This is a genomic window from Occallatibacter sp. FHG110214_02 (assembly GCF_059115385.1).
Genome location: NZ_JBZYWK010000049.1, coordinates 35,067 through 53,729, shown reverse-complemented (window position 1 = coordinate 53,729; position 18,663 = coordinate 35,067). Strand labels below are relative to the sequence as shown.

Here is an 18,663-nt window from a genome sequence, read left to right as displayed (position 1 = left end):
GGCAGCCTCAATTCCATGTATGATACACGCATTATGCCGCACGCGTGGAATAATGTAAAGCATGTATGATGCACGGATATTGGACGCCATCGCGTCCGCGCTCATTGACCTGACCGGATGCCTGAACAGCCCGCGCCAGGATGATGTTCTATTGGAAATGGCCGGAGTATCGCTCGACCGCGCGCTCTTCCCTCTTCTTGTGCGCCTGCACGCCGCCGGCCCCACAAGCGTCGCGCAGCTTGCGGAACAGGTCGGGCGCGATCCTTCCACCGTCAGCCGTCAACTCGCACGGCTGGAACAGCTCGGCATGGTGCGCCGCCCCAGCCCTCGCGGCGGCGATATGCGAATGCGCGTAGCAACCATCACCAAAACCGGCGCTCACACCCTCGCTGCCATCACCGAAGCACGGCGCAAACTTCTCAATGAGATGGTCCGCAACTGGTCAGCCGAAGAGCGCCGCATATTTCCAGTCTTGGTGCAAAGACTTGCAGATTCCATGAGAGCGGGCTTATCGCAGGAATAGAAGGCTGGCAGAAAAAGCGCCTAAGCACTCCACCCGCCATGCCCACCACCATCCACCATCGGCAACCCAGAATCCATCCCCTCGCGCATCACAGGCGCAATCCGGTTCGCTTCCGGATTCTCCGCCACCTGCTTCCACGCATCGCGAACATTCCTCACGCAATCCATCGCATGCACAAACTTCGCCTTGGAAGCCCCCTGCGAAGCCTGCAATATCTGCGCAAAAATCGAAGCATAAAAATCACTCAACGCCTGCGCTGGCCTCCCGCCCACATCCATCCGCAGCCGCGCCTGCAAATGCAGAATGATATCCAGCGCCCGCTTCACCGCCGCGCGCCGCCCCGCCTCATCGCCACGCTCCACCGCATCACAAGCCGAGTAAAGAAACCGAAGAATCCCGTCATAGAGCGCCACCACCAACTCCACCGCGGTGGCGCCCTTCAAAGCATGCTGCTGATACGTTCCCATAGCCCCGCGCTCCCAGGCACTAGCTCTTCTCGTTGTAGCCACTCAGCGCTGAATACATCTCATCCACGCCCTGCAACTGTGTCGGCAACTCCTGCAAAATCTCGTTCGCCGAGTTCAACTCGTTCGTCAGGCTCACCTGTTGCGCAGAAATCACCAGCTCCTGCCGCGAGACATTGCTGTTCAGCGTAGATTCGATATTGCTGTTCGAGCCGAGCGCCAGCTTCAACACGCCCACCGGATTCGACGTCCCCGCATTGCTCAGCATCGTGTTGAACGTCGCACCCCAGCTATTCGCATCCTGGAAGAACGCCAGCACACCCGAATAATTCGAGTTCAGAACCGAGTCCAGCGAGCTTTCATTCAACGAAATCGTGCCATCGTTGTTCATCGTGATGCCAAGATTCGTCAGCCCGTAGATGCCCGCGCCATTGCTGTTGTAGCTCAGCGTAGAGCCTGAAGTGGAATCCGTAATCGCTGAGCTGACCGAAAGGCTCGCCCCCGCAGTCGCCGGAGACAACACAAGCTGCGGCCCCGTGCCGTTGCTCACAATGCTCGCCGTCGCATCCACGCCGGAAGCATTGATAGCCGCCACCAATCCCGTCAGGTTGTCCGTGCCCGACCCCGCAGCCGGCACATCGATAGTCGTGCCGTCAATCGTAATCGAGCCCGTCAGCGTATCCCCCAGGTTCGACACCGAGCTCAGATAGCCATTCGGATTCTGGAAGTTAATTCCCGAAAGAAGCTGCTGCTGCAAGAGCGAAAGCGTCGGCGAACCATACAGCGGCTCCGCATTTCCCGAAGCATCTCTGCCTTCCTGCGCATTCATCGCAGAAATCAGCGAGTTGTAATCCCCCACAAACTGGTTGATTGTGCTCTCCACATCGCTGTTGTCATTCGCAATCACCACCTGGATATCCGCTCCCGCAGTCGTCCCCAGCAACTGAAAAGTCACGCCCGGAATCAGACCCGACACCGTATTGGAAGTGCTCGACAACGTCACGCCATTCACCGTCAGGGATGCATTCGCACCCGTTGCCAGCTTGGAGGTATAAGCCAGCGCAGCGCCCGTCGTAGAATCCGTCAACGCGGAAGTAACGCTCAGGCTGCCCCCGCTCCCCGAAGTATTCGACGTAATCGAAATCCGCGAGCCATTCGCATCCGTCAGCACACTCGCCGTCACGCCAATCGACGCGGAGGTAATCGCATTCGCCAGCCCCTGCAGCGTGTCATTGCCTGACCCCGTCGCCGGCACATTGATGGTCGTGCCGTTAATCGTGATCGACCCCGTCAGCGCATCCGAAGCATTCGTAATCGGGTCCACATAACCATTCGCCGTCGTCGCTAGCGAATCCACCGTCACGTCATACGTCCCCGTCGCCGCCGTCGGAGATGCCGAAGTAATCTCCAGCAAATCCGGATTCGAGCTCGAACCCAGCTTCAGCGAAAGCACGCCCTGAAAATCCGTCAACGCGCTCATATCATTCGAGAGCTTCGAGAACAGTGTCCCAAGATTAGACAGCGCCGTGTCCTGGCTCTCCAGGTTCGATAACTGGTTCTTCCACGGCGTCTCCACCTTTTGCAGATTCGCCACAATCGTCGATACCGTCGCGCTCACATCAAATCCCGTACCACTCGTAGGCGACCCGAAACTCAAGCCAACTGTGCCCATGTCACTCTCCTGAATACGCATATTGCAGATAACGGACCAACTGGGATGTGCGGCAGATTGGAAAGACTTTAGGGATTCTTGCCCACACCCACATCAAACAAAAACAGGAAGGACGCCAATCGACGCCCTTCCCGTATATCGGCTGTTTCTCCGATTTAAGTGAGTTGGTTTACTGCAGCAGCTTGGTAACTTCCTGCTGCACGCTGTTCGCCTGCGCCAGTGCCGAGATGCCCGTCTGGGTAAGAATCTCGTACTTGGACAGGTTCGAGGTGGCCGTCGCGTAATCCGTGGCCTGCACCGCGTTCTGCGCGCCCACGATGTTCTGCTGTTCCGTCGCCTCAACGTTCGAGATGGCGTTCAGCGTGTTGATCTGCGAACCCACGTAGCCATCCTGCAGGGCCACGGCGGAGATCGCCGAGTTCAGGTCCGTCAGCGCGGTCTTCGCGCCAGCGTTCGTGCTGATGTCGTCCGCGCCAGGCGTCGTGGTGCCGGCCGTGTTGGTTGCCGTGAACGCGCCCGCCGCAAAAGCAACCGAGCTGGCAGAGAAGCCAAGAGCTGTCGTCGAGTTCAGGTCGCCGAGGCTCAGCGTATCGGTCGAAGAACCAGCCGTCGAAGAGTCGCCCGTGAAGATGGCAACACCGGCAGCATTGCCGAAGACCGCTGTCTGGTTGTAGGTGGTCGTCGCGCCGATGTTGTCGATTTCACCCATGATTGACGAATACTCAGCCTGGGCAGCCGTCAACTGGCTGGTGCTGAGGGTACCGTTGGCAGACTCGGTGGCCAGCGTAACGGCACGGTTGAGCAGGCTGGTAACTTGCGAGAGAGCGCCATCGGCCACCTGGAGCAGGCCCACACCTTCAGTCGCGTTCACCGTGGACTGTGCCAGTGCCGTTGCGTTCGCGCCAAGGCCGTCAACAAGCGAAAGGCCCGCGGCATCGTCCGCGCCGGAGTTGATCTTCGAACCAGACGACAACTGCTGCAGCGTCTTCGTCAGGCCAGACTGCGTGTTGTTCAGGTTGTAGCTCGCAAACATCGCGGGCAGATTGTTCAAAACGCCCAAAGACATGGGGTTCTCCTTAAGGGATGCTTGAAATTGCGGCCCTGCCCTTACTGCCCGCTCCCATTCTGCTGCCTTCCCTGGAAGCTGCCGCCAGGCACTGCCGGTCGCATCTTGGCATCTTTTCGGCCTCCGCACAGCGGACTTTATCCCGCAGCGCAACTGTCCCGCCGCGGACACTTCCACCGCCCCGCCTTAATCTTTTGAACCTTTATTTCCACACGCCGATAACCAGGTTGATTGAGGAGCCACGAATGATTCAACTCACGCGCCTGAACGGAACCCCGCTGATGGTAAACAGCGACTTGATTAAAACCGCGGAGTCCTCACCCGACACCATGCTCACCCTCATCACAGGCGAAAAGCTGATCGTGAGCGAAGAATGCCCCGAGGTCATGAAGCGCGTCATCGCCTATCGCGCCGACCTGCTCGCCCAGGTTGCGCATCGCCTCGGCAGCAACGCGGACATCACCCGCGTCGCATCCATAACAAGCCTCCGCATGGACACCAGCGGCAACGCCACTTCATCAGGAAGCAAATCATTTTGAAGAGCACTGGCTTTGAACAGTACGAGCTTTAGCGCGAAGGGTACGGGCTTTAGCCCCTGAGGCACGCTTCACCAGGCACCAGGCAAGATCGATTCGCAGCATCAAGGAGTAATTTCATGGACAAGGGAAGCTTTGCAGGCATATTTCTAGCGCTGGGTGGCATCCTGGCCGGGCTTCTGATTGAAGGCGGCAACATCGGCCAAATCCTGCAGCCCACAGCGGCAATGATCGTGCTCGGCGGCACGCTCGGCGCGGTTCTTCTGCAATTTCCCATGCGCACCGTCTTCGCTGCCTTCGGGCGTATGATGCACGCCTTTCTACCGCCGCGCAAACAGCACGACCAGACCATTCAGATGCTCATCAACTTCGCCAACAAGGCCCGCCGCAATGGCGTAGTCTCGCTCGACGCAGACGTGCAGGCCATCGAAGACCCTTTCCTTCGTCAGGCGCTCATGCTCGCCGTGGACGGCACCGAGCCCGCCGACCTGCGCAAAATCATGCAAGTCAGCCTCGACTGCCTCTCTGAAAGTGAAGACCGCTTGCCCGCCGTCTTCGAGTCCGCCGGCGGATTCGCGCCCACCATCGGCATCCTCGGCGCAGTCCTCGGTCTCATTCAGGTCATGCACCACCTCGACAACATGCAGGAAGTAGGCCGCGGCATTGCCGTCGCCTTCGTCGCCACCATCTACGGCGTCGGCATCGCCAACCTCTTCTTCCTCCCCCTCGCTGGCAAGCTGCGCCTCCGCATTCGCGGCGACTACATGGAGCGCGAAATGATGATTGAAGGAGTCGTCTCCATCCTCGAAGGCATGAACCCGCGCATGCTCGAAATCAAGCTCGGCGGATTTATCGAAGACACCGCCAGCGACAAGGAACGCGCGGAGCGTGCCGCATGAGACGCCGCAAGCATGAGGCCCACGTCTCCCACGAGCGCTGGCTAATCTCCTACGCGGACTTCATCACCCTCCTCTTCGCCTTCTTCGTTGTCCTCTACGCATTCGCGCAAGCCGACCAGAAGCGTCAGGCAGAAGTATCCGAAGCCATCGACACCGCCTTCAAATCCCTCGGCATCTTCGGCCAGGCATCGCGTCTCTCGTCCTCCAAGAACGTCTCCCCCGCCACCGAAAAGGCAGCCATGGCCATGAACATCGTCATGGGCGAAGACGTTCTAGCCCCCGCGCAGGTAAAGAACGACCTCAACCGCATGAACCGCGAGCTCAACCAGCGTCTGTCGAATCAGGTTGCACAACACACCGTCTCTCTCCGCATGGGCAAGGACGGTCTCGTCATCAGCCTGCGTGAAGCGGGCTTCTTTGACTCCGGCGCAGCAATCCCGCGCAAGGAAGCGCTCGACACCATGCGCACCATCGCAACTGAGTTGAGCCAGATGCCCTACGATCTCCGCGTAGAAGGCCACACCGACAACGTCCCCATCCACACCGCCCGCTTCGATTCCAACTGGGAGCTATCCTCCGCCCGCGCCACCAGCGTAGCCCGAATTCTCCTCGCGCTCAACGCCGTCACCTCCGACAGGCTCTCCGCCGCCGGCTACGCGGAATTCCACCCCGTGGACACAAACGACACCGAAGAAGGCCGCTCCCATAACCGCCGCGTAGACCTGGTAATCATGCCCCGCCCCAAAATCAACCTCGCCGCCGCCGACCCAGTCCATCCCACCGGCCAGTGGCAAAAAATCACAGACACCGACCCCCCAGCAAAATAAGCCCGCCAACAAATCAGGCATTGTCATCCTGAGCAAAGCGGATTGGGGCCCCGCGAACGGTTTCATCGTTCGTGGGGTAGACGGAGCGAAGGATCTGCGGTTGCCTTTCGCTGCCCCCACCCCCATCCCGACCCCGACCACCGGGAGGGCCACAAAAGCCCCGTGGCGCGCCAAGCGCGCAGCCGCTGCATGCCATGCAAAATAAATCTCAAATCTGTGGATAACTCTTGCGCTCAATTAACCCCATCTGTGCCATACTCAAAATCACCAACAAGAAAGCCCGGTTCTAACGAACCGGGCTTTCTGTCTTTCCAGACCACAAAAAAGTTTTTTCGCGCTATTTTTTCTGCAAAGTAACCACTTTTCACAAACCTGTTAGCAAACAGGTAAACAGATTATCTAGCACATATAACTAGACTTACATGCAATATCGCTCCTCAGCGACACATCGGCACAAAAGGTAGGCCGGGAATTTATCCCCGGCAACCCAAAACAGGTTGAGCTTGATAGCTCCTGCGGCATGCGTTGTGTCTTAAATTCCTGCTATAGCGCAAAGCGCCGCGAACTCAAAAGAAAGGAGACACCATGCACACAATGGCAGGCACACCTTGTCCCCCGCTTTTACACAGTTCCGGAATAAAGAAACTGCACAGTCCCTGTGCAATCACCCACAACTCAAACAAAACAAACAATCTGGGGAAGGACCCCACTGTGCGCATACACACGGCGTCGCACACAACCCGCCCTACTCCACCCCCAGCACCTTCACAATCACCCGCTTCCGCCTCTGCCCATCAAACTCCGCATAAAACACCCGCTGCCACGTCCCCAGATCCAGCCGCCCCGCAGTCACCGGCAGCGTAGTTTCATGATGCAGCAGCAACGCCTTCAAATGCGCATCCGCATTATCCTCGCCCGTCTGATGATGCTTATAACCCGGCAGAGCCGGAGCAAGCTCCTCCAGCCACTTACCAATATCCTCAATTAACCCGCTCTCAAGATCGTTCACATACACCGCCGCCGTAATATGCATCGGCGAAACAAAACAAAGCCCATCGCGCACCCCACTGCGCTGCACAATCGCCTCCACCTGGTCGGTGATATGCACCATCTCGCGGCGCTTTTTCGTCTCAAACACCAGGTACTCCGTATGGCTTTTCATCGCGTAAGTTATCCTCCACCTTTTATTCTAAGAAGAATGGTAGACACCGCAGAAAGCCTCTCTGAAAAGGGGATGGAATTACTCGCCTCCGGCCAGGCCGCCGAAGCAGCGCAAGCCTTCCGCGCCGCCATCGCCGCCAATGACCACTACTTTGAAGCGCACCACGGCCTCATCCGCGCCCTCCGCGACGCAGGCCGCCTCGAACAATCCGTAGCCGCAGCCCTCGCACTCACAGCCCTGGCCCCCAGCGACCCGCTAGCCCACACCGCGCTCTCCATCTCGCTCCAAACCGCAGGCCACGTCCCCGAAGCCGAAGCCGCCGCCGGCCGCGCCCGCATCCTCGAATGGAAGCGCCAACTATCCGAGCCGCCAACCGAATAACCATGCCCCGTACCCCCGCCAGGCGCCTGCGCCACCTCTACGACCTGCTCTTCACGGCCTACGGGCCGCAGTCATGGTGGCCAGCTCAGACCCGTTTTGAAGTAATCATCGGAGCCTACCTAACCCAAAACACCTCATGGAAAGCCGTAGAGCGCGCCCTCCACGCCCTCCGCACCGCCAACGTCCTCACAATCGAAGGCCTGCGCGCCCTCTCCCTCGAAGAGCTTCAGCAGTTAATCCGCCCCTCTGGCTTCATCACCCGAAAGGCCCCGGCACTCAAAGCATTCCTCGCTCTCTTAGACAGCCACTTCCAGGGCTCCCTCGACACCATGGCCGCCGCCCCCACAGACGCTCTCCGCACGCAACTACTCTCCCTCCCCGGCGTAGGCCCCGAAACCGCCGACGCCATCCTGCTCTACGCCCTGGGCCACCCCATCCCGGTCGCAGACGAATACCTCCGCCGCCTCGCAGAGCGCCACAACCTGCTCCAATCCCCACTCGCCCGCAACCGCCGCACCTACGAAGCGCTCTCCCAACTCACCCGCCAGACCTTCGCCTCCGACCCGCCCGAAAAGCACGCCCAGCTCTTCAACGAGTTCCATGCACTCACTGTCGCTGTAGGCAAAGCGCACTGCGGCAGCACCCCGGATTGCAAAAATTGTCCCCTCCGCTCCGATCTTGTAAATCCAATCTTTACAATTTCGCAATAAAATACTCACGGCAACGCCAAGCGTCCCCAAAATCTATCAAGCGAGCTACCCATGCCCTGCAATCCCGAAGAGTTACGCCACGTCCCCCTCTTTGCGCTTCTCGACAACGATGAAGCAGCCGTCCTCGCCGCCCAGGTCGAGGTAAGGAAATTCGCACCGCGCCAGCGCATCTTCAAGGCCGGCGAACCCGGAGAACACGGCTACGTCGTCATGTCCGGCAAAGTACAGGTAACAACCACGGATGAAGATGGCCAGGAAGTAATCGTGGATGAGCCCCAGCACGGCGATTTCTTCGGATTCGCCTCCATGCTGCAGCAAATAGAACATCAGGCCTCCGCCATGGCGCTCGAAGAAACCTCTTGCCTAGAAATTGGCCGCGATGACCTCGCCGTGCTCTTGACGCGCCGCCCCATGGCAGGCATCGACATGCTCACCACGCAAGCGCGCCAGTTCCACGCCGCGCAAAAACTGGTCCGCAGCCGCGCCAACCGCAATCCCAACGAAGTCATCGAAGAGCAATCCACCTTCGGCGAGCGCATCGCCGATGCCGTTGCCGGGTTCGGCGGCTCATGGGCCTTCATCATCACCTTCGCCGTCGTGCTTATTTCCTACTCCACGCTCAACATCGTGCTCGGCAAAAACGCATGGGACCCCTACCCGTTCATCCTGCTCAATCTCTTCCTCTCCATGCTGGCCGCCATTCAGGCGCCGGTCATCATGATGAGCCAGAACCGCCAGGACGCAAAGGATCGCCTCCGCAGCGAATTGGATTTTGATGTAAACCGCCGCGCTGAAGCGGAGATTCAATCCCTCTCGCGCCGCCTGAGCCTGATTACAGACAAGCTCGAAGACGTGGAAGATATTCTTCGCAAGTCCTCCGGCACATCAGCCCCCACAAACCCTCAGCAATAAGCGCAATAAAAAATGCACCTGCGTATAGCCATACGCAGGTGCATTTCTACGGCTTGTTACTGCTGCATCTTGTAGCTCGAAGCAGGCACCTTTGCGCCAGTCTCAGCAGGCGACGGCAACTGCGAGCGGTCCCATCCACCGCCAAGCGCCTGGATAAGCTGCACAGCCGACAGCATCTCCTGCACCTGGAGCGAATTCAGTGTCACCTGGTCACCCAGCAGCGTGGTCTGCGTCGTCACCACGTCCACATAGGGATCAATACCCGTGTTGTATCGCGCCCTCTCTAGCTCATACGACTGCTGCGCAGACTTCACAGCTTCCTGCTGATGCAGAATCTGCTGCGAATAAACACGAGTACCAGACAGCGCATCCTCCACCTGCTGAAACGCCGTCAACACAGTCTGGCGATACGTTGCTACATCCGCGTTGTACTGCGCCTCGTACTGACGCAACTGGGCACGATACTGCCATCCATTGAAGATAGTCTCGGATGCCGAAGGCCCAATGGACCACACGCGGCTCGGCCAATCAAAGAGATGCTTAAAAAGAGAGCTCTCCAACGCGCCGGATGCGGACAACGTAACATCCGGGAAGAATGCCCCATAACCAATCCCAATCGTGGCATTCGCTGCTGCCAGCGTCCGCTCGGCTGCAGCAATATCCGGCCTGCGCTCCGCCAACTGCGAAGGCACACCAACCGGAATAGCCGGCGGCGTATAAATCATCGGCTTAACAGGAACCGAAAAATCCGTTGCCACCTTGCCCACAAGCACGGCAATCGCATGCTCGTACTGGGCACGCAGCAATCCAACATTCACCAGCGACGACTGCGCAGCCTCAAGCGTGCTCTTCGCCTCCAATACGGCCAGCGAATCGCCCGTCCCCGTGTCATAAGCTCCCTGCACGGAATCGAGAGATTCCTTATCCGCCTTCACCGTCGCAGCCAGAATCGTCTGCAGATTATCCTGTCCGCGAATCTCAAAGAAATACTCCGCGAGGCTGGCCTGCATCGAAAGCTTCTCCGTTGCAAGATCAGCAGCACTCGACTGCGCACTGTACTGCGCCTCACGAACCTCATTCTTGATCTTGCCCCAGAAGTCCGGCGTCCATGACACATCAATCGGAAGCGACCACAAAGAAGTCGCACTTCCCTTGTTGCTGCCGTTGGCCCCATTGTTGCCACCCGTGTTCGCGGAATTGCGCGAACGCGACCACGCGGGATTAAAGGTGACCGTAGGCCAGTACTGCGAACGCGCTTCGGCAATCATCGCACGCGCAGCCATGTAGTTCTGATACGAAACCTGGATATTCTGGTTGTTAGCATTCAACTGCTCTTCAAGAGCGTTCAGTTCAGGCTCATTGAAAATCTCCCACCAGTTGCCGCGAATCACCGCATCCTGCGGGCTCGCAACCTTCCATCCATCCTGATCCTGGAAATTAACCGACGACTCCTTATAGTTCGGCGCGGTTACTGCAGGCGGAACCGGCGCGTGGTAAGCAGGCCCCACGCGGCAGCCGGCCATCAGCGCCATCAACACAAGCGCGGCAGCTCCAGCCAGCTTCCCTTCCGGTCGATTCATGTCAAACATAGTCATAGTTCTCTCTCGAAATCAGGAGGTAGCCTCTGCCGTCCCATTCGGCAACGGCCTGTCATGCGAACGTCTCGCCACTCGCAAGCGAAGCCGGTCCATCGTCAGATAAACAACCGGAGTTGTGTACAACGTGAGCAACTGGCTCAGGATCAAACCACCCACAATCGTAATGCCAAGCGGCTTGCGCAGCTCCGAGCCTGTGCCAGTGCCAAACGCCAGCGGCAGCGCGCCAAAAATCGCAGCCATCGTGGTCATCAGAATCGGACGGAAGCGCAACATGCACGCCTCAAAGATTGAGTCGCGTGTGTTTTTCCCGCCGCGCTCGGCCATAAGCGCAAAGTCGATCATCATAATGGCATTCTTCTTCACAATGCCGATAAGAAGAATAATGCCGATAATAGAAATCACGTTCAAGTCGATGCTGAAAAGCATCAGCGCAATCATTGCGCCTACGCTCGCAGATGGCAGCGTAGAAATAATCGTCAGCGGATGCACTAGGCTCTCATACAAAATGCCCAGCACAATGTAGACGGCCAGCAAAGCAGTGATGACGAGATATTTTTCCGATGCCAACGAATCCTGGTAAGCCTGTGCGGTACCGGCAAAGAAGCCGTGAATCGTCGCCGGCATTCCCAGCCCCGCTTCCATATCCGTAATCTCACGCGTCGCGTCGCTCAGAGCCATCCCATTCGCAAGATTGAACGAAACCGTAACCGACGGGAACAACCCTGTGTGGTTCACCTGCAGCGGCGTAGTGCCCGTATGCGGGCTCATAATGCTCAGCAGTGGAGCCATGGTATTCACACCCGAACCAGATGAGGCCGAGCGCGGCTTGATGAAAATACTATGCAGCCCGGATGGGTCTTGCCAGTACTTCGGCTCAACTTCCATCACCACGTAGTACTGGTTCAACTGCGTATAAATCACCGACACCTGCGACTGGCCAAACGCACCGTACAACGCGCTGTCGAGTGACTGGGAAGTCTGTCCCAAACGCGCCGCTGTTGCGCGATCGAACGTCAGCATCTCCTGCAAGCCATCGTTCTGCTGGTCGGTATTCACATCCTGCAAGCCGGGAAGCTTCTTCATGTTCTCCAGAACAATCGGCCCCCAATGTGCAAGCTCTTCCACGCTCGACGTCTGAATCGTGTACTGATACAGCGCGCCGCCACCACGCCCACCGATACGCAGATCCTGCGCCGGCTGCAAAAACACTGATGCGATTGGCAACTTGGCCAGCTTCGGACGAATCTCGTTGATAATGTCCATCGCCGATGCGGTGCGACCCTGCCCAAGCTGTTTCAGAGAGATAAAAACGAAGCCGCCATTTCCCTGCCCTGTATACGCGTTAATGTGGTCCACACCGGGATTCTCTTGAATCACGTCCACAATTTTCTTAGTCGAAAAATTCATGAACGGGAACGACGCATCCTGCGGGCCCAGCACCCTGCCCATCATGATGCCGGTATCCTGCTGCGGAAAAAAGCCCTTCGGAATGCGGACGATCACCACCACATTCAGCGCAATCGTCAGCCCCAGCACAATCAGCGTCAAGACCGGATTGTCCAGCACCCATGACAGCGAGTGGCGATAAATATCCATCAGCCAGTTGAATACGCCCTCGCTGGCCCGATAAAACCAGTTGTGCTTCTCCCCTTCCTTATTCGTCTTCAGCAGGTGCGCGCACATCATCGGCGTAGTGGTCAGCGAAATCACCATCGACACCAGGATGGCGGTCGAAAGCACCACCGCGAACTCGCGGAAGAGTCGGCCAACAATGCCGCCCATCATCAAAATGGGGATGAAAACCGCAATCAACGACATGCTGATTGAAAAGACCGTAAACCCAATTTCCTTGGCCCCCTGCAGAGCCGCCGCAATTGGCTCCATGCCGTCCTCAAGATGGCGCGTGATGTTCTCCATCACCACAATCGCGTCGTCCACCACGAAGCCAGTCGAAATCGTCAGTGCCATCAGCGAGAGATTGTCCAGGGTATAGTTCAGCAGGTACATCACTGCAAACGTGCCTACCAGCGAAACCGGCACCGCCACGGTCGGAATCAGCGTGGCCCGCGGGCTCCGCAGAAAAACAAACACCACCAGGATGACGAGAATGATGGAGCCCGCCAGCGTGCGCTCCACTTCCACGACCGACGCGCGAATCGTCGTCGTGCGGTCCATCACGATTTCTGTCTTGATGCCCTTCGGCATCGCCGCCTCAAGAAACGGCAACTGTACCTTGATGTTCTCGACCGTCTCAATAATGTTGGCGCCGGGCTGGCGGAAGATCATCAGGTTGATGGCCTTTACGCCATCCAGGTAACCCGCGTTGCGAATGTTCTGCGTGGAGTCCACTACGTCCGCCACATCGGAAAGCCTCACCGCCGCGCCATTGTGGTAGCCAATCACCAGCGGCTTATATTGCTCTGCCTTTGAAATCTGGTCATTGGTAATAATGTCCATGGTAGTGTTCCCATTCGCAATCTGCCCGCGCGGCGAATGCGCATTCTGCAGGCTCAGCATCGACTGCACATTCGCAAGCGTCATGCCGAAGCTCTGCAGCTTCATCGGGTCCACTTCCACTCGAACTGACGGCGTAGCGCCGCCGCCCACGTTCACCTGTCCCACGCCTTGGATTGACGACAGCTTCTGCTGCAAAATCGTCGAAGCCAGGTCGTACACCTTCGTGATGTCGTACTTCTTCGACGTAAGCCCGATCATCATGATCGGCGAGTCCGCCGGGTTCACCTTGCGATAAGAGGGATTCGACGGCAGGTTCGCCGGCAGATATGTCCGCGCCGCGTTGATTGCCGCCTGCACATCATGCGCAGCGCCCTCAATATCGCGAGTCAAATCAAACTGCAGCGTAATCTGCGTATTGCCCAGCGAACTGGACGACGTCATCTCGTTGATGCCGGCAATATGGCTGAACTGCCGCTCCAGCGGCGTCGCCACGGAAGCCGCCATAATCTGCGCGCTCGCTCCCGGCAGACCAGCACTCACGCTGATCGTCGGAAAATCCACCTGCGGCAACGGAGCCACCGGGAGCACCGTGTATGCAACAGCTCCCGCAATTGCCAACGCAATCGTAAGCAGCGTCGTTGCTACTGGCCGGTGGATGAATGGAGACGACAGGCTCATGCAGGCTGCTCTCCTGCCGGCGGAGTGGCACTCGAAGCCGAGTGCGAAGGCTTGCGTCCCGTAAGCCGCTGGCCAAGCGCATCAAAGAAGATGTAGATGACCGGCGTCGTATACAACGTCAGCACCTGCGAAAGCAACAAGCCGCCCACCATCGAAATACCCAGCGGACGCCGTAGCTCCGAACCAAGCCCCGAGCCAAACGCCAGCGGAACACCGCCAAGCAACGCGGCCATCGTAGTCATCATAATCGGGCGAAAACGCAGCAGACTCGCTTCGTAGATTGCTTCCGTCGAAGACTTCCCGTGCTCTCGTTCTGCTTCGAGCGCGAAGTCCACAATCATAATGCCGTTCTTCTTCACAATGCCTATCAGAAGGATGATGCCGATAATTGCTACCACGCTCAGATCCTGCCGGAAGAGCATCAGTGCAAGCAGCGCACCCACGCCTGCGGAAGGTAGCGTCGAAAGAATCGTGATGGGATGAATGAAGCTTTCGTACAAAACTCCCAGCACGATGTACACCGTAACCAGCGCCGCCAGGATCAGGATCGCTTCATTGGACAAAGAATTACGGAACGAAGCCGCCGTTCCCTGAAAATCCGCTTGGATTGTCTGCGGAAAATCCATGTTCTTTGCGGTCTCTTCAATCTTGGTAATAGCCGTCCCCAGCGACGCTCTGGGCGCCAGGTTAAAGGACACCGTCACGGATGGAAACTGCCCCTGGTGATTGATCGAGAGCGACTCCGTCGTCATGCTCATTTGCGTAAACGCGCTCAGCGGTATCGCATTCGATCCCACAGCTGTCGTAGTCAGGTTCGGCGTCACGCCGCTGGTAATGCCTGTTGCTGCGGAAGTCCCTCCACCTGCCGTCGTCCCCTGCAGCACTGTCGCCGGGGGACCCATAACATCAGCCGACGGCGTGTACTTCACACCCGTCGTCAACGCATTCGATCCTGCAGATGCCGAGGCCGAGGCAGAGAACGTCGTAGTTGCCCCGGCACCACTCGCACCAGATGAAGCACTCGACTGGATATAAAGCGAGCCCATGTTCTCCGGATGCTGACGCCACTCAGGCTCTGTCTCCAGAATCACGTGGTACTGATTCGACTGCGTATACAGCGTGTTGATCTGGCGCTGGCCGTACGCGTCATAGAGTGTGTTGTCAATCGTCGTTGGCGCAATGCCAAGCCGCGACGCTGTCACACGATCAATTACCAATGAGACTGCCGAAGCGCCCGTCTGCTGGTCCGTAGCCACATCTTCCAAGTCCGGAATCTTCTTCAACTCCGCCACCAGCTTGTTGGTCCAGAGATTCAACTCGTTGATGTCCGGATCTTCCAGCGTGTACTGATACTGCGTACGCGTCACACGGTCATCCACCGTGATGTCCTGTACAGGCTGCATATACAGGTGCATACCCTGCACATGAGCCAGGCTGTTTTGCAGCCGCCGAATCACATCCGAAGCGCTCAGGTTCCGCTCTTCAATCGGCTTCAAATTGATCGAAATACGTCCGCTGTTCAGCGTAGTATTTAAGCCATCCGGCCCAATGAACGATGACAGACTCTGCACAGCGGAGTCTTGCAGAATAATGTGCGCCACCTGCTGTTGCTTCTTCGCCATGTCTGCAAACGAAATCGATTGATCCGCCTGGGAAATGCCCTGGATCACGCCCGTATCCTGCACCGGGAAGAAGCCCTTCGGAATCAGGATATAGAGCACAACCGTCAGAACCAGCGTAGCCACCGCAGCCAGCAGCGTAAGACGTTGATGCCGTAAAACGGCCTTCAGCGTGCGCCCGTAGAAGTCAATCATGCTGGTAAAGACATTCTCGGAAACCCGGTAAAACCGCGTTTGCTGGTGCGACGGATCATGCTTAAGTATGCGCGCACACATCATCGGCGTCAGCGTCAGTGAAACAACCGCCGAAATAATAATCGTCACCGCCAGCGTCACCGCAAACTCGCGGAACAATCGGCCTACAACGTCGCCCATGAACAGCAGCGGAATCAGCACGGCAATCAGTGATACGGTCAACGAAACAATCGTGAAGCCAATCTGTCCCGCGCCCGTCAAAGCCGCTTCCATCGGCGGCATTCCCTCTTCCAGGTAGCGCGAAATGTTTTCGATCATCACGATGGCGTCGTCTACAACAAAGCCCGTGGAAATCGTGAGCGCCATCAGGGAAAGGTTATCCAGGCTGTAGCCCAGCATGTACATCACGGCAAACGTGCCTACCAGTGAAAGCGGCACAGCCACGCTAGGAATAATCGTTGCCGAAAGATTCCTCAAGAAGAGGAAGATGACCATCACAACCAGCGCAATGGTCAACATCAGCTCAAACTCAACGTCCTGTACCGAGGCATGAATGCTGGTCGTCATGTCGGTCATCGTGACGACCTTGATCGATGCGGGCAGGTTCGCCTTCAATTGCGGCAAAATCTGCTGAATACGATTCACAACCGTAATCGTGTTTGCACCCGGCTGCCGCTGGATGTTCAAAATGACAGCCGGTGTCTCGTTCATCCACGCGGCCTGGTTCGTGTTCTCTACGCCGTTGATAACCTTCGCAACGTCCTTCACAAACACCGGCGCGCCGTTGCTGAAAGAGACTACGACGTTCTTGTAGCCCTCTGCTTCGGTAATCTGGTCGTTCGCGTCAATCTGGTAATCCTGCCGAGGTCCATCGAAGTTGCCCTTTGCCGCATTCACGCTCGCGCTCGTCAGCGCCGTGCGCACATCTTCCAGGTTCAATCCATGCGCAGCCAGTTTCGTCGGGTTCACCTGGATACGCACAGCCGGCTTCTGTCCGCCGCTGATGCTCACCAACCCCACACCGCTCAACTGCGACAACCGCGGAGCCAGCCGCGTATCCACCAGGTCTTCTACATCCGACAGCGGGATCTGAGGTGAATACACCGCGAGCGTCATTACTGGCGCATCAGCTGGATTCGTCTTGTTATAGACCGGCGGCGTAGGAAGGTTGGCAGGCAGGAACGACCCCGCCCCGTTGATCGACGCCTGTACTTCTTCTTCCGCCACGTCCAACCCAAGTGTCAGGTTGAACTGCAGCACAATCACCGACACGCCACCCGCGCTCGTCGATGTCATCTGGTTCAGCCCCTGCATCTGGCCAAACTGGCGCTCAAGCGGCGCTGTTACCGTCGTCGCAACAACGTCCGGGCTGGCGCCGGGATAAAACGTCAACACCTGGATCGTGGGATAGTCCACCTGTGGCAGCGCTGAAACCGGCAATTGCAGGTACGAGACTATTCCCGTCAGCAGGATGGCGGCCATCAGCAGCGCAGTCGCCACCGGCCGCGTAATAAATGGCCGCGAAGGATTCATGGGGCAAGGCTCGTACTGTTGTCAGACGCAGATGGAAGTTTGATTTTTGAGATTGTGATCGGCGAACCATCAATCAGCTTCTCAAAGCTGCTGTCGGATACAATCTCGCCGGGTTGCAGGCCATCCAGGATAATCGTGTCATTACTTTCCGATTGCCCCGCCTTAACCGCACGCATGATTGCTTTACAGGTTGGTGGCGTTCCGCCGCCCTGCGCGGCGCCTGCATGCTGCCCACCTCCGCCATGCGTTCCCTTGCCGGCTCCCTGTCCACCGCCTCCGCCTGAGCCGCCTTTACACACCGAGGTATCCGTAATGGCAGTCCCTGTCTTCGCATCTGCAATCACGTAGACAAAGTCTTCACTGCCGTTGTGCTGCACCGAGGATGAGGGAACAAGCGTCTGGTCGTCCAACGTCTGCACCAGCATGCGCGTATTCACAAACTGGTTGGGATAAAGCGAGCCGTCGTGGTTATCAAACTGCGCGCGCAGCTTAACAGTACCCGTAGCCGTATCAATCTGGTTATCGATAGCAGACAACTTGCCCGAAGCCAGATGGCCAGACTGCGTGCGGTCCAAAGCTTCCACCGTCAGCGCCTGCTTGTGCTTAATCTGCTCCTGTACCTTCGGCAAATCATCCTCGGCAAGAGTAAAGACCACCGTGATGGGCTGAGTTTGCGTAATCACCACCAGCGTCGTGCTGGAGTTCGCCGTAACAAGGTTGCCGGGGTCCACCAGGCGCAGACCAACACGGCCACCGATAGGCGCTGTAATGTGACAATAACCAACCTGGACCTGGTCGTACTGCACCACGCCCTGATCGTTCTTAACCGCTGCCTGCTCTTGTAATACCACCTTCTCCTGGTCTTCCAGAGTCTGCCGCGGAATAGCATTCTTCGCCCAGGCCTGCTGATAGCGATCTAAATCCATCTGGGCCTGCGCCAGCACCTGCTGATCGTGCTCCAGCGTCCCCTGGGCCTGCGTCAACTGCGCGCGGTACAGGCGGTCATCAATATCAATCAGCGGATCGCCTTTACGCACAGCCTGGCCTTCGCGGTAGTGAACCGCTGTAACCACGCCCGTAACCTGTGCAGTGATGGAGTTGGTATAGACAGGCGTGACGGTACCAAGAGCGTCAAAATAGATGTTCATTGAGCCCTTGCGCACCGTGGCTGTAGTCACGGGCACTGGACCGCCCATCTGACCACGGCGGCCACCGCCGCCAGCCTTGGCTGTCTGGCTCTGCTGCTGATGTTGAATCACCCAGTAGAACAGCAAGCCAAAGAGGATAAGGACCACGGCCCAGATCCACCAGTGTCGGCGCTTTTTCTCTGGCGCGGGGGCATCTCCAGCCTGTGGCGCCCCCGGCGTAACGTGCGAAGCAGATGATTGTGCGTCCATTTGTCTCGTGTGTGGTGCGCAAAAAGTCCTGGAT

15 protein-coding genes are annotated in these 18,663 nt (G+C 57.7%); 7 read left to right on the top strand and 8 right to left on the bottom strand.

From position 1 onward, the window contains the following. Positions 1–61: 61 nt before the first annotated feature. The gene (locus AC5S3R_RS20200) at positions 62–523 is read left to right on the top strand and encodes a MarR family transcriptional regulator (RefSeq protein WP_494269002.1); all 462 of its coding nucleotides are present in this window, start codon (positions 62–64) and stop codon (positions 521–523) included. A 20-nt stretch (positions 524–543) separates the two neighbouring features. On the opposite strand, the gene fliS is transcribed toward AC5S3R_RS20200, so the two are convergent. The 3 genes from fliS to AC5S3R_RS20185 all read right to left on the bottom strand — a co-directional run bounded on the left by fliS (position 544) and on the right by AC5S3R_RS20185 (position 3,725). Then, positions 544–990, bottom strand: coding sequence for a flagellar export chaperone FliS (gene fliS, locus AC5S3R_RS20195; protein ID WP_494269001.1), 447 nt, complete (start codon positions 988–990; stop codon positions 544–546). Positions 991–1,009: 19 nt separating this feature from the next. Then, a complete protein-coding gene (fliD, locus tag AC5S3R_RS20190; RefSeq protein WP_494269000.1) occupies positions 1,010–2,659 on the bottom strand; it encodes a flagellar filament capping protein FliD in 1,650 nt (549 codons plus the stop codon). 169 nt (positions 2,660–2,828) lie between these two features. Next, entirely contained in the window at positions 2,829–3,725 is an 897-nt protein-coding gene (locus AC5S3R_RS20185) for a flagellin N-terminal helical domain-containing protein (RefSeq protein WP_494268999.1), read from the bottom strand. A gap of 245 nt (positions 3,726–3,970) precedes the next feature. Between AC5S3R_RS20185 and AC5S3R_RS20180 the strand changes: the two genes are divergently transcribed. From AC5S3R_RS20180 to AC5S3R_RS20170, 3 genes are all read left to right on the top strand, one after another. Continuing rightward, positions 3,971–4,264: a flagellar FlbD family protein gene (locus tag AC5S3R_RS20180; RefSeq protein WP_494268998.1), complete on the top strand. Its 294-nt coding sequence runs from the start codon at positions 3,971–3,973 to the stop codon at positions 4,262–4,264. Between the two features lie 116 nt (positions 4,265–4,380). Further along, complete coding sequence (locus tag AC5S3R_RS20175) at positions 4,381–5,160, top strand: flagellar motor protein (protein WP_494268997.1); 780 nt, start codon at positions 4,381–4,383, stop codon at positions 5,158–5,160. Next, positions 5,157–5,987, top strand: a complete 831-nt coding sequence (locus AC5S3R_RS20170) for a flagellar motor protein MotB (RefSeq protein ID WP_494268996.1) — start codon at positions 5,157–5,159, stop codon at positions 5,985–5,987. The genes AC5S3R_RS20175 and AC5S3R_RS20170 overlap by 4 nt, the downstream gene beginning before the upstream one ends. A gap of 745 nt (positions 5,988–6,732) precedes the next feature. On the opposite strand, the gene AC5S3R_RS20165 is transcribed toward AC5S3R_RS20170, so the two are convergent. Continuing rightward, positions 6,733–7,149: a secondary thiamine-phosphate synthase enzyme YjbQ gene (locus AC5S3R_RS20165; protein ID WP_494268995.1), complete on the bottom strand. Its 417-nt coding sequence runs from the start codon at positions 7,147–7,149 to the stop codon at positions 6,733–6,735. A gap of 36 nt (positions 7,150–7,185) precedes the next feature. On the opposite strand from AC5S3R_RS20165, the gene AC5S3R_RS20160 reads away from it, so the two are divergent. From AC5S3R_RS20160 to AC5S3R_RS20150, 3 genes are read left to right on the top strand one after another with little or no spacing between them, the layout of a single operon-like run. Further along, entirely contained in the window at positions 7,186–7,530 is a 345-nt protein-coding gene (locus AC5S3R_RS20160) for a tetratricopeptide repeat protein (protein WP_494268994.1), read from the top strand. A gap of 2 nt (positions 7,531–7,532) precedes the next feature. Then, positions 7,533–8,240, top strand: a complete 708-nt coding sequence (locus AC5S3R_RS20155) for an endonuclease III domain-containing protein (RefSeq protein WP_494268993.1) — start codon at positions 7,533–7,535, stop codon at positions 8,238–8,240. A gap of 51 nt (positions 8,241–8,291) precedes the next feature. Then, the gene (locus AC5S3R_RS20150) at positions 8,292–9,152 is read left to right on the top strand and encodes a DUF1003 domain-containing protein (RefSeq protein WP_494268992.1); all 861 of its coding nucleotides are present in this window, start codon (positions 8,292–8,294) and stop codon (positions 9,150–9,152) included. A 56-nt stretch (positions 9,153–9,208) separates the two neighbouring features. Here the strand turns inward: AC5S3R_RS20150 and AC5S3R_RS20145 are convergent, their stop codons facing one another. The 4 genes from AC5S3R_RS20145 to AC5S3R_RS20130 are packed head-to-tail and all read right to left on the bottom strand — an operon-like array spanning position 9,209 to position 18,629. Further along, complete coding sequence (locus AC5S3R_RS20145) at positions 9,209–10,747, bottom strand: efflux transporter outer membrane subunit (protein WP_494268991.1); 1,539 nt, start codon at positions 10,745–10,747, stop codon at positions 9,209–9,211. Between the two features lie 15 nt (positions 10,748–10,762). Continuing rightward, a complete protein-coding gene (locus AC5S3R_RS20140) occupies positions 10,763–13,885 on the bottom strand; it encodes an efflux RND transporter permease subunit (RefSeq protein ID WP_494268990.1) in 3,123 nt (1,040 codons plus the stop codon). After that, positions 13,882–17,232 carry an efflux RND transporter permease subunit gene (locus AC5S3R_RS20135; RefSeq protein ID WP_494268989.1) on the bottom strand — a complete coding sequence of 1,117 codons (3,351 nt, stop codon included), beginning with the start codon at positions 17,230–17,232 and terminating at the stop codon, positions 13,882–13,884. Before AC5S3R_RS20135 ends, AC5S3R_RS20140 begins: the two co-directional genes overlap by 4 nt. Next, positions 17,229–18,629: an efflux RND transporter periplasmic adaptor subunit gene (locus AC5S3R_RS20130; protein ID WP_494268988.1), complete on the bottom strand. Its 1,401-nt coding sequence runs from the start codon at positions 18,627–18,629 to the stop codon at positions 17,229–17,231. Before AC5S3R_RS20130 ends, AC5S3R_RS20135 begins: the two co-directional genes overlap by 4 nt. Positions 18,630–18,663 lie beyond the last annotated feature (34 nt).

Coding starts and splice junctions, on each gene's coding strand:
- AC5S3R_RS20175 (WP_494268997.1), top strand. CDS start 4,381: ATGGACAAGGGAAGCTTTGCAGGCATATTTCTAGCGCTGGGTGGCATC.
- AC5S3R_RS20130 (WP_494268988.1), bottom strand. CDS start 18,629: ATGGACGCACAATCATCTGCTTCGCACGTTACGCCGGGGGCGCCACAG.
- AC5S3R_RS20155 (WP_494268993.1), top strand. CDS start 7,533: ATGCCCCGTACCCCCGCCAGGCGCCTGCGCCACCTCTACGACCTGCTC.
- AC5S3R_RS20160 (WP_494268994.1), top strand. CDS start 7,186: ATGGTAGACACCGCAGAAAGCCTCTCTGAAAAGGGGATGGAATTACTC.
- AC5S3R_RS20170 (WP_494268996.1), top strand. CDS start 5,157: ATGAGACGCCGCAAGCATGAGGCCCACGTCTCCCACGAGCGCTGGCTA.
- AC5S3R_RS20140 (WP_494268990.1), bottom strand. CDS start 13,885: ATGAGCCTGTCGTCTCCATTCATCCACCGGCCAGTAGCAACGACGCTG.
- AC5S3R_RS20185 (WP_494268999.1), bottom strand. CDS start 3,725: ATGTCTTTGGGCGTTTTGAACAATCTGCCCGCGATGTTTGCGAGCTAC.
- AC5S3R_RS20135 (WP_494268989.1), bottom strand. CDS start 17,232: ATGAATCCTTCGCGGCCATTTATTACGCGGCCGGTGGCGACTGCGCTG.
- fliD (WP_494269000.1), bottom strand. CDS start 2,659: ATGGGCACAGTTGGCTTGAGTTTCGGGTCGCCTACGAGTGGTACGGGA.
- AC5S3R_RS20145 (WP_494268991.1), bottom strand. CDS start 10,747: ATGACTATGTTTGACATGAATCGACCGGAAGGGAAGCTGGCTGGAGCT.
- fliS (WP_494269001.1), bottom strand. CDS start 990: ATGGGAACGTATCAGCAGCATGCTTTGAAGGGCGCCACCGCGGTGGAG.
- AC5S3R_RS20165 (WP_494268995.1), bottom strand. CDS start 7,149: ATGAAAAGCCATACGGAGTACCTGGTGTTTGAGACGAAAAAGCGCCGC.
- AC5S3R_RS20180 (WP_494268998.1), top strand. CDS start 3,971: ATGATTCAACTCACGCGCCTGAACGGAACCCCGCTGATGGTAAACAGC.
- AC5S3R_RS20150 (WP_494268992.1), top strand. CDS start 8,292: ATGCCCTGCAATCCCGAAGAGTTACGCCACGTCCCCCTCTTTGCGCTT.
- AC5S3R_RS20200 (WP_494269002.1), top strand. CDS start 62: ATGTATGATGCACGGATATTGGACGCCATCGCGTCCGCGCTCATTGAC.